Source organism: Streptomyces sp. LUP30, assembly GCF_001746365.1.
Classification (GTDB): Bacteria; Actinomycetota; Actinomycetes; order Streptomycetales; family Streptomycetaceae; genus Streptomyces.
This window is the reverse complement of record NZ_MJAJ01000078.1, coordinates 17,733-27,495: the sequence shown is the minus strand read 5'-3', so window position 1 is coordinate 27,495 and position 9,763 is coordinate 17,733. Positions and strand designations below refer to the sequence as shown.

10 protein-coding genes are annotated in these 9,763 nt (G+C 73.5%); 8 read left to right on the top strand and 2 right to left on the bottom strand.

The features are described from left to right. Positions 1–271: 271 nt before the first annotated feature. From BG482_RS37745 to BG482_RS37735, 3 genes are read left to right on the top strand one after another with little or no spacing between them, the layout of a single operon-like run. Entirely contained in the window at positions 272–1,834 is a 1,563-nt protein-coding gene (locus BG482_RS37745; protein ID WP_069773726.1) for an IucA/IucC family protein, read from the top strand. A 43-nt stretch (positions 1,835–1,877) separates the two neighbouring features. Beyond that, on the top strand, positions 1,878–3,140 hold the full coding sequence (locus BG482_RS37740) for a VWA domain-containing protein (protein WP_069773725.1): 1,263 nt from the start codon (positions 1,878–1,880) through the stop codon (positions 3,138–3,140). Next, the gene (locus tag BG482_RS37735) at positions 3,140–3,982 is read left to right on the top strand and encodes a hypothetical protein (RefSeq protein ID WP_069773724.1); all 843 of its coding nucleotides are present in this window, start codon (positions 3,140–3,142) and stop codon (positions 3,980–3,982) included. Before BG482_RS37740 ends, BG482_RS37735 begins: the two co-directional genes overlap by 1 nt. 162 nt (positions 3,983–4,144) lie before the next feature. Here the strand turns inward: BG482_RS37735 and BG482_RS37730 are convergent, their stop codons facing one another. Continuing rightward, positions 4,145–4,771 carry a helix-turn-helix domain-containing protein gene (locus BG482_RS37730; protein WP_069773723.1) on the bottom strand — a complete coding sequence of 209 codons (627 nt, stop codon included), beginning with the start codon at positions 4,769–4,771 and terminating at the stop codon, positions 4,145–4,147. Between the two features lie 86 nt (positions 4,772–4,857). Here BG482_RS37730 and BG482_RS37725 point away from each other — a divergent pair, with 86 nt between their 5' ends. The 5 genes from BG482_RS37725 to BG482_RS37705 all read left to right on the top strand — a co-directional run bounded on the left by BG482_RS37725 (position 4,858) and on the right by BG482_RS37705 (position 8,714). Next, positions 4,858–6,066: a pyridoxal phosphate-dependent aminotransferase gene (locus BG482_RS37725; RefSeq protein ID WP_069773722.1), complete on the top strand. Its 1,209-nt coding sequence runs from the start codon at positions 4,858–4,860 to the stop codon at positions 6,064–6,066. A gap of 29 nt (positions 6,067–6,095) precedes the next feature. Further along, positions 6,096–6,695 (top strand): histidine phosphatase family protein, encoded by a 600-nt coding sequence (locus BG482_RS37720; RefSeq protein ID WP_069773721.1) that lies wholly within the window; start codon positions 6,096–6,098, stop codon positions 6,693–6,695. A 47-nt stretch (positions 6,696–6,742) separates the two neighbouring features. Continuing rightward, complete coding sequence (locus tag BG482_RS37715) at positions 6,743–7,399, top strand: hypothetical protein (protein WP_069773720.1); 657 nt, start codon at positions 6,743–6,745, stop codon at positions 7,397–7,399. A gap of 94 nt (positions 7,400–7,493) precedes the next feature. Further along, complete coding sequence (locus BG482_RS37710; RefSeq protein ID WP_069773719.1) at positions 7,494–7,916, top strand: thioesterase family protein; 423 nt, start codon at positions 7,494–7,496, stop codon at positions 7,914–7,916. Between the two features lie 147 nt (positions 7,917–8,063). Further along, the gene (locus tag BG482_RS37705; protein ID WP_069773718.1) at positions 8,064–8,714 is read left to right on the top strand and encodes an alpha/beta fold hydrolase; all 651 of its coding nucleotides are present in this window, start codon (positions 8,064–8,066) and stop codon (positions 8,712–8,714) included. 144 nt (positions 8,715–8,858) lie between these two features. On the opposite strand, the gene BG482_RS37700 is transcribed toward BG482_RS37705, so the two are convergent. Further along, entirely contained in the window at positions 8,859–9,710 is an 852-nt protein-coding gene (locus BG482_RS37700) for an NAD(P)H-binding protein (RefSeq protein WP_069773728.1), read from the bottom strand. Positions 9,711–9,763 lie beyond the last annotated feature (53 nt).

Genomic DNA, 9,763 nt, shown 5'->3' with positions numbered 1-9,763 from the left:
GTCCGCGGCAAGCTCTTCACGCCGACCGAGCGTGAGAACGGCAAGGCCGCCTGGGTGCTGGGCGCCTCCTTCATCTCCGAGGGCACGCGCCGCGGCCTCGGCGCGCGACGCGGCCCCCGCAGGCGGTGCGGCCTCGACGGGCGGGGGGATGAGGTCCACGCGATCCACTGGTTCCCTGGTTCCCTACGGTTCTTCCGGGCGGAGAAGATCAGTATCGCTGTCGTCGCACGCCCTGTCGTGACGTGGTACCCGTACCCCCAGGAGCCCACCCGTGCATCGTCCCCCCACCGCCGAGGCCGAGCTGGCCGAGGAACTGGCCGTCGTGCGCCCCGCTCTCGGCCCGCGGTTCGCGGCCGCGCTGCCGGGAGCCCGGGCGGCCGTGCTGACCCGGCTGTGGCGGGGGCTCGCCCATGAGCCGCTGCCCTGGATCGACCGCCGCGAGCAGTCGGGTGGAGAGCCGGGCGGGGGGGCCGGCGCGCAGGACCGGGGGGAGGTCACGCTTCGGCTGCGCGACGGCCGCCGTCTGCGCGGTCCGCGCTCGGACCCGTACGCGAGCGCCGACCAGGTGACGCAGGTGTGGCTGGACGGGACGGCGTACGACGACCCCGCCCGCCTGATGACGGCGCTGGCCGTCCCGCACGGGTCGGGCTTCGCCGCCGAGCTCGACCACAGCGTCGCCTCGTCGGCGCTGTCCCGGGCCGGGCAGGACCCCCGCGACGCCCCGTCGGCCGATCCGAAGCGGTGGCCGGTGCGGGACTGGGAGTGGGAGCAGAGGGTCGTCGACGGACACCCCTTCCACCCCAACTGCCGTTCCCGGCCCGGCTTCTCGGTCGCCGAGCAGCTGGCGTACGGGCCGGAGCACCGGCCGGCCGTGCGGCTGGGCCTGCTGCCCGTGCCGGCCGACGAGTGCCTGGTGTCGGGTGAGTGGCCCGAGCATCTGCGGGACGGGACGCGGCTGATGATCCCGGTGCATCCGTGGCAGGCGGCACACGTGCTCAAGCGGTCCTGCGCGCAGGGCGTGACGGCGCATCCGCTGATGTCGCTGCGCACGCTCGCCGTGCCCGGGGGACCGCACGTCAAGACGGCGCTGAGCACCCGGCTGACGTCGTCGGTGCGGGACATCTCGGTCGGCTCCGTCGCCGCCTCGGCCGCCCTGTCCGACTTCGCGCAGAGCCTGGCGCCGCACACGGACGGCCTGCTGCACCTGACGCGCAGCCTGGGCGCGGCCACCGCCCGCTCCCCCGACCTGGCGGCGGTGCTGCGCGAGCCGCCGGACGTGTACGGGGCGCCGGGCGAGCATGTCGTGCCGGTCGCCGCCCTCGACGTGACCGGGCTGCCGCGGTCCCCGCTCTGGCTCGCGCAGTTCGCGCGGCTGGCGCTCGGCGTGGGACTGCGGCTGCTGGAGCTGGGCGTCGCGCTGGAGGCGCACGGGCAGAACCTGCTGGTCGTGCTGTCGGCGTCGGGGGTCCCGTTGCGGCTGGTCTACCGCGATCTGGCCGACATCCGCGTCAGTCCGGCCCGGCTGGCCCGGCACGGCGTCGCGCTGCCGGAGGGCCTGCCCGCCCGGATCCGCACGGACGACGTGACGGCGCTGCGGCGCAAGCTGTTCGGCTCCCTGGTCGCCGGCGCGCTGGCGGGGGCCGCGGGGGGCCGTCCGGCCCTGCGGGCGGCCCTGGAGGCGGCTGTTCGTGACCTCCCGCGCACCCCGGACCTGGCGGCCCTGTGCGAGGAGCCGTTGCCGGCGAAGGCGCTCACGCTGATGCGGTTGTCGCCGGGGGCGCCCGGGGACCGGTGGGCGCTCCTGCCCAACCCGCTGCGCGGGGAAGGAAACTGATCTCGTTTTGTGGCGGGACGTGTCTGATCAATAGGATCCGCCGATGATCAGAACACAACGGCTGGCGGCGGGCGTCTGCGCCCTGCTCGCCGCGCTCACGGCCGGGCTCGCGTTCCCGGCCGGGGCCGTCGCCGACGAGACCACCGCCGCCGCGCCCAAGGTCGACCTGGTCCTCGACGTCAGCGGTTCGATGCGGACGAAGGACATGGACGGCGGGACGCGCATGGCCGCGGCCAAGCAGGCGTTCAACGAGGTGCTGGACGCGACCCCGGAGAACGTCCTGCTCGGCATCCGCACCCTGGGAGCCGGATACGCGGGCGACGACCGCAAGACGGGCTGCAAGGACACCGCGCAGCTCTACCCGGTCGGCCCGCTGGACCGGACCGAGGCCAAGACGGCGGTGGCCACCCTGTCCCCCACCGGCTGGACGCCGATCGGCCCCGCACTGCTGAAGGCGGCCGGCGACCTCGACGGCGGCACCGGCTCCAAGCGGATCGTGCTGATCAGCGACGGCGAGGACACCTGCGCTCCGCTCGACCCGTGCGAGGTGGCACGCGAGATCGCGGCCAAGGGCATCGGCCTGACCATCGACACCCTCGGCCTGGTGCCCAACGTGACGATGCGCCGGCAGCTCAGCTGCATCGCCGAGGCGACCGGCGGCACCTACACCTCGGTCGAGCACACAAACCAACTCACCGACCGCGTCAATCAGTTGGTGGACCGGGCCGCGGACCCCGTGGTCACGCCGGTGGCCACCGAGGGCGCGGCCTCCTGCGCCGGGGCGCCCACGCTGAAGTCGGGTCTGTACACCGACCGCGAGGAGTTCGGGCGGCAGCGCTGGTACCGGGTGGACGTCGAGCCGGGTCAGGAGCTGCGCGCCTCGGTGAGCGTGGCCGCGGACCGGGCCGTGAACCCCGACTACGGGGTGCTGCTGCGGGCGGTCACCACGCACGGCCGGGAGATCGTGCGTGGTGAGGCGGCCGGCAACGGCCGGACCGACGTCGTCTCGACCGGTCTGCGCTACCCGAAGGCGGAGGCCGACGACGACGATGCGGCCGCCGAGACGGTGTGCGTTCAGGTGACCAACTCCTACTCGGCGGCCGCCGGTGTGAAGACCACGCCGGGCCTGCCGCTGGAGCTGACCGTGGACGTCGTCGACGGTCCCTCGCAGGCGAGCGACGTGGCCTCGTTCGGCCTCGGGCGCGGCTGGTGGCTGCTGGGCGCCCTGGTCCTGTTCGGCTTCCTGGCGGGCGTGCTGTGGGGCTGGCTGTCACGTTGGCGTGTCGCGGTCTGGAGGACCAACTGATGAGAATCACCCGTGTGTTGAGCGGCGCACTGCCGGCGCTCGGCCTGACGGTCGGCCTGACCCTCGGCCCGGCGGTCGCGCCGGCGGCGGCCGGCTCCTCTCCCTCCGCGAGCCCTTCGGGCGACGCCTCCGCGCCCACCGAGGCCGGCACGTCGTTCCGTACGGCGACGGAGATCGACCAGGGGCAGAAGGCCACGGCGAGCGGCTCCGCGGGCGACTACCTGTACTGGTCGTTCCCGGCCGACTCGGGCCAACGCCCCACGGTGAAGGCGACGGTGAAGCTGCCGAAGTCCCACACCGGGCAGACCTGGCAGGTCGACGTGTACGACGGGCTGCGGCGCCGCCAGGCCTGCCAGTACGGCGCGCAGACGCGCACCGCAGCGGCCGGCGCGGCCTCCGTCGAGCTGACCTGTGTGCTGCGCACGGTGCGCGCCTGGTCGGAGCCGTGGGCGAACGATCCGCTGCCGGGCACGTACTACGTCCGTCTGACGGCCCTCGGCCTCACCGCGGCCGACCTGGGCCTTCCGATAGGCGCCGAACTGCGGGTGGAGTCGAAGGACATCGGCGGATCCGCGGCCGTGGACGGTTCGCTGGCCCGGCCGTTGGTGCCCGGCATCGCGGTCCAGAAGGCCGGGCAGGACGACTCGGACGCGAAGGACGACTCGTCCGGCCCGGCCGTCCTGTCCAGCATCGAGCCCGACGACGGCTGGTCGTCCGGCTGGTGGTCCGACCGCTGGGTGTGGACCGCGATCGGCGCCGTCCTGGCCGCCCTCGCCGGTATCGGCGGCTACACGCTGACGCGTGGATCGGGGCGGCCGCGGCACGTGCCGCCGAGCGCCTGACCCCTACCTGACGTCGCGTCACCGACGCGGCGGGGAACCAGGGTACGGCCGGAGGGCCCGTCACGGCAGCGTGGCGGGCCTTCGCCGTACCCTGCGCGGCTTCACGGAGCCCGGCCCCCGGACGCCCGGCCCCCAGGCGCCCGGCTCCCGCGGCTCAGGCGCTCAGGCCTCGCGCAGCTCCTTGGCCAGGGGGCCGTCGCCGTTCACCGCGATCCGCCCGGAACGCACGGCGTCGAGCACCGTCAACTCCCCCTGTGCGACGGCGGTGCAGGTGTCCGTGTCGAGGTCGAGCCGTGCGTCGGGCACCACGGGCGCGGGCCCGTAGCCGTACACCGGGCCGCCGCGCGCGCCGACGAACAGGTGGAAGTCGCCCTCGTCGAGGCGCACTTCGACGACGCCCTCGCCCGTGAGCCCACGCGCCAGGGGCAGTGCGAACCAGTGCGCGCGCAGCGCGTCGGTGGGCCGCCGCTCACCGAGCTCGCCCTCGCCCCACGCCCCCAGCGCCTGCAGCACGGGCAGCAACTCCCCTCCGCGCCGGGTGAGTTCGTACACATAGGCCGCCCCCGGCGGGGGCAGCCGACGCCTGGTGGTCAGCCCGTCGCGCTCCATGTCCTTGAGCCGCGAGGCGAGGACGTCCGTGCTCACGCCCGGCAGGTCGGCGTGCAGATCGGTGTAGCGGCGCGGGCCGGCGAGCAGCTCCCGGACGATCAGCAGGGTCCAGCGGTCGCCCACGACGTCGAGGGCGCGGGCGGCGGAACAGTACTGGTCGTAGCTTCGGCGAGGTGACATGGCACGCAGTCTAGACATGTCGTTGGACTTTCCAAGCGGGGACTTGGTAAAACCAAGCAACACATCAACCGGAGGGGCGAGCGCGCATGGAGTTCCGGCAGTCGAACAAGCTGAGCGAGGTCTGTTACGAGATCCGCGGCCCGGTGATCGAGCACGCCGACGCGCTGGAGGCGGCGGGTCACAGCGTCCTGCGCCTGAACACCGGCAACCCCGCGCTGTTCGGCTTCGAGGCGCCGGAGGAGATCCTCCAGGACATGATCCGGATGCTGCCCCAGGCGCACGGCTACACCGACTCGCGCGGCGTCCTCTCGGCCCGCCGTGCGGTGGCGGGGCGCTACCAGACACTGGGCCTGGAGGTCGGCGTCGACGACGTCTTCCTCGGCAACGGCATCTCCGAACTGATCTCGATGGCCGTCCAGGCGCTCGTCGAGGACGGCGACGAGATCCTCATCCCGGCCCCCGACTTCCCCCTCTGGACGGCCGTCACCACCCTCGCCGGCGGCAAGGCGGTCCACTACCTCTGCGACGAACAGGCCGACTGGTACCCGGACCTGGACGACATGGCGTCGAAGATCACCGACCGCACCAAGGCCGTGGTGATCATCAACCCGAACAACCCGACCGGCGCGGTCTACCCGAAGGAGGTCATCGAGGGCATCCTCGACCTCGCCCGCCGGCACGGCCTGATGGTCTTCGCCGACGAGATCTACGACCGGATCCTGTACGACGGCGCCGTGCACCACTCGGTCGCCGCGCTCGCCCCCGACCTGGTCGTCCTGACCTTCTGCGGTCTGTCGAAGACCTACCGGGTGGCCGGTTTCCGGTCGGGCTGGCTGGTGGTCACCGGTCCGAAACAGCACGCCAGGAACTACCTGGAGGGCCTGACCATGCTGGCGTCCATGCGGCTGTGCGCCAACGCGCCCGCGCAGTACGCCATCCAGGCCGCGCTCGGCGGCCGCCAGTCCATCCGCGAGCTGACCGCGCCCGGCGGCCGTCTGCACGAGCAGCGCACCGTGGCCTGGGAGAAGCTCAACGAGATCCCCGGCGTGTCCTGCGTGAAGCCGAAGGGCTCGCTGTACGCGTTCCCCCGCCTCGACCCCAAGGTCCACCGGATCCACGACGACGAGAAGTTCGTCCTGGACCTGCTGCTGCGGGAGAAGATCCAGGTCGTCCAGGGCACCGGCTTCAACTGGCCCACCCCCGACCACTTCCGCATCCTGACCCTCCCGCACGCGGACGACCTGGAGGCGGCGATCGGGCGGATCGGCCGCTTCCTCAGCGGGTACCGTCAGTAGCGCCCGCCTCCTGTGCCAGCCTGTGCCCCATGGGTGATCTCTTCCTCGTCCGGCACGGCGAGACCTCCTGGTCGCGTTCCGGACGGCACACCGGATCGACGGACGTCCCGCTGACCGACCGCGGCCGCGCACAGGCGCGCGCGCTGACTCCGCTGATCCGCTCGCACCGGATCGGGGCCGCGCTCGTCAGCCCGCTGCAGCGGGCGCGGGAGACGGCGGAGCTGATCGGACTGCACGACGTCCGGCTCGACGCGGACCTGCGCGAGTGGGACTACGGCGGCTACGAGGGCGTCACGACCGCCGAGATCCAGCGCACCAGGCCGGACTGGTTCCTGTTCACCGACGGGGTGGCGCCGGGGCCGCCCGAGCACCCCGGGGAGACCGCCGAACAGGTCGGGGAACGGGCCGACCGGGTGCTGGCCCGGGCCGACGCGGCGCTCGCCGACACCGAGGGGTGCGTGGTGCTGGTGGCGCACGGGCACTTCCTGCGGGTGCTCACCGCCCGCCGGCTCGGACTTCCGCCGTCGGCGGGGGCGCTGTTCCAGCTGGCGACGGGGACGCTGTGCCGACTGGGCACGGAGCACGGGCGGCCGGTGATCGCCGCCTGGAATGTCAGACCCCCCGCGTAGCCTCGGAAGCACCGGGGCAATCGGCCCACGCCGGGAGGGAGGACGCCGTGACACGACCGCCCACCGCCGCGCAGCGTCGGGTGATCGACACCGCCGATCCGGTCTCCGGACGGCTGAGGGGGACGCAGGCGCAGCTCGCGGCCCTGGTCCGGCACGGGCTCGCGTTCCGGCACCCCCGGCCGCCGCACGACTGCTTCCTGACGCCGGCGGGCCACCGCGTCCGGGAGGCAGCACCCGAGCCGGCGCCCGGACCGCCGAAGACCGGCGCCCGCGCGGAAGGCGCGGAAGGCGCGGACAGCGGGGTGTTCGCCGCGCGCGTCGGCGGCGAGGAGGACGCGGCGGCAGGCGGTCCCGCCCGGCTGCGCGAGGTGCGCAGCGCATGGGAGGGACTGCTGGAGCTGCGCCGGATGACCAACCCCGACGGGGGGACGGACCGGCCCTGCGGCTGGGAGCGCACGCATCTCGTGCGGGCCGCCGCCCTCGCCCTGGAGGCGGCCGGCCACCGCCCCGCCGGGCCCGGGGGGACCGACGGCTACCGGGTGCGGGCGACCCCGCAGCCGGAGGCGGTCGCCGTGCACGGGCCGGACGACGCGACGCTGCGGGCCTGCGCGGCGACCCTGGAGAAGGCGGGCTGGCAGGTCGGCGAGCACACCGAGCCCCGCACGAGAGCGCGCTATCTCCTGGCTTCCCCCCGCCGGACGTGAAGGACGTGCCAAGATCGATGCCCGGAGCACTGATGCTCCGGACATCGATGCCCGTCGACGAGGAATCGATGCTCGTCGACGAGAAGGGGAGACAGTGAGCGATCCGTTTTCCGTCCGGGTCACCGTCCGCGGCTACGAGACCGACGTGCAGGGACACCTCAACCAGAGCGTGTACATCAACTACGCGGAGCACGCTCGCTGGTCGCTTCTGCAGGCGGCGGGCATCACGCAGGCCGGGCTGATCGGCAAGGGGGTGGGCCCGGTCGCGCTGGAGACGACCATCCGCTACCGGCGCGAACTCCTCGCCGGGGACGAGGTCGACGTGTCGTGCGTGTTCGAGTGGAGCGGCGGCAAGACGTTCCGCATCCAGCAGACCGTCACCAAGACGGACGGCACGGTCGCCGCCGAGCTCTCCGCCGTCGGAGGCCTGCTGGACCTGACGGAACGCCGCATGGTGGCCAACCCGCAGGACGTCTTCAAGGAACTCGCCACGGACCTCACCCTGTTCGGTCTCTAGCGCCGTATCAGGCAGCGTCCGCCCCGGCCGACGCAACGTGAGCCGTTCGAATCCCGCGATCTGCGGCGCGCTGACCTGAGGCCGTACATGGGCGAGGCGCGACCCGAGGTCCGGCTTCGGAAAACGACATCGTGGTGAAGGAACGAAATGCAGGCACTGACACTTGGTCCCACGAACCCTGAGCATGTCGTTCTCTTCGCGACCGGAGCAGGCGGCGACCCGGAGCGTTACCGGCCCCTCCTGGAGCACCTGGCAGCCCATGACTGCCAGGTCATTGCGCCCCGCTTCGAGCGCTTCGCCGCCCGAGAGGCGACCATCGCTGAGCTTCTCGCCCGCCCGGCGGGGCTGGTCGAGGCCCTCCACCGGTGGGCGCCCGAGGACGCGCCCGTGGCGGTGGTCGGCCACTCGATCGGCGGATGGGCCGGCCTCTGTCTCGCCGGTGCGACGCCCTGGGGACGGGACGGCAGGCCGCTGGACGTCGCACGTGAGCCACGCGTCAGCCGTCTCGTCCTGTTCGCTCCCGCGACCGGCTGGTTCGCCGCTCCGGGCGCCTTGGACGCGGTGAAGGCGCCGACGCTCGTCTACGCGGGAGAGACGGACACCATCACGCCCGTCGAGCAGGCCGTCCGCCTGAAGGGCGCACCGGCCCAGGTCGACCTTCGTGTCGTGCCGGGGGCCGGTCACTTCAGCTTCATGAATGCGCCTCCGCCGGGCATGGCCGAAGCCGAGGGCTTCGACCATGCCCGGTTCCTCACCGACCTCGCGCAAGCGACCCTGGAGTTCGTCGTCGCGCCCTGAGAGGACGTGACAGGTCGTCCGGACGCTGGTCCGGACGGTGCGGTATCGCCGGGCTGTGCGGGTGACAGAACAAGTACGGGTCCGCGAGATCGATGACGACGAGGGCTGGCCGCCCGCCCCCGGCGGCCGATCCGCCTGCTTCCCTCACTCCGCCTCGAACGCCCCCCGGTGGTCCCGCGCCCACTCCCGGTACGTGCGGGCCGGCCGGCCCAGCAGCCGGGGCACGTCCTCGGTGACGACCGCGTTGCCGCCCCGGCGGACGAAGGCGGAGCTCACCGCGACGCCGTCGGCGACGGCCTCGTCCTGCCACCACTGCAGGACGTGCGCGCGAACCTCGTCCGAGGTGAGGTCACGGGTGGGCACCGGGCGGCCCAGGAGGCCGGCGAGGACCTGGGCCTGACCGGGCACGCTGATCGTCTCCGGCCCGGTCAGCGTGTACGTCCGGTCCGCCCGGCGCTCGTCGAGCAGGGCGACGGCGGCCGCCTCGGCGACGTCGCGCGGATCCACCACCCCCTGGGCCCCCGCACCGCTCATGTTCGGCACCGGTTCGCCCGCGCGGAGGGCCTGCGCCCAGCTCAGCGTGTTCGAGGCGAAGGAGGAGGGCCGCAGGACGACCCACTGGGCGCCGCTCTCCCGGACCGCCCGCTCGCCCTCGACATGCCACTCACCGGTGGGTCCCACCTCGGGATCGCCGGTGCCGATCGCCGACAGCTTCACCAGCCGGCCCACGCCCGCCGCCCGCGCCGCCGCGACCAGGGGCCCGTCGTGCTGCGCGGACGGCCCGGGCAGGCCCACCAGGAACGCTGCCGTCACCTCGGACATCGCGGCGTCCAGGGAGGCGGGTTCGAGGTAGTCCCCGCGCACCACCTCGACATCGGCGGGCATCCGGGCCTTTCGAGGGTCGCGGGTGAGGGCGCGCACCTTCTCGCCGCGCGCCGCGAGATGTCGTACGAGTTCACTGCCGATGGTGCCCGTGGCACCGGTCACGAGGATCATGGGCACCACGGTGGCGGGGGCGACCCCGCGGACTCTAGGAGATTCCGGCACGG

Coding starts and splice junctions, on each gene's coding strand:
- BG482_RS37740 (WP_069773725.1), top strand. CDS start 1,878: ATGATCAGAACACAACGGCTGGCGGCGGGCGTCTGCGCCCTGCTCGCC.
- BG482_RS37735 (WP_069773724.1), top strand. CDS start 3,140: ATGAGAATCACCCGTGTGTTGAGCGGCGCACTGCCGGCGCTCGGCCTG.
- BG482_RS37730 (WP_069773723.1), bottom strand. CDS start 4,771: ATGTCACCTCGCCGAAGCTACGACCAGTACTGTTCCGCCGCCCGCGCC.
- BG482_RS37725 (WP_069773722.1), top strand. CDS start 4,858: ATGGAGTTCCGGCAGTCGAACAAGCTGAGCGAGGTCTGTTACGAGATC.
- BG482_RS37720 (WP_069773721.1), top strand. CDS start 6,096: ATGGGTGATCTCTTCCTCGTCCGGCACGGCGAGACCTCCTGGTCGCGT.
- BG482_RS37705 (WP_069773718.1), top strand. CDS start 8,064: ATGCAGGCACTGACACTTGGTCCCACGAACCCTGAGCATGTCGTTCTC.
- BG482_RS37700 (WP_069773728.1), bottom strand. CDS start 9,710: ATGATCCTCGTGACCGGTGCCACGGGCACCATCGGCAGTGAACTCGTA.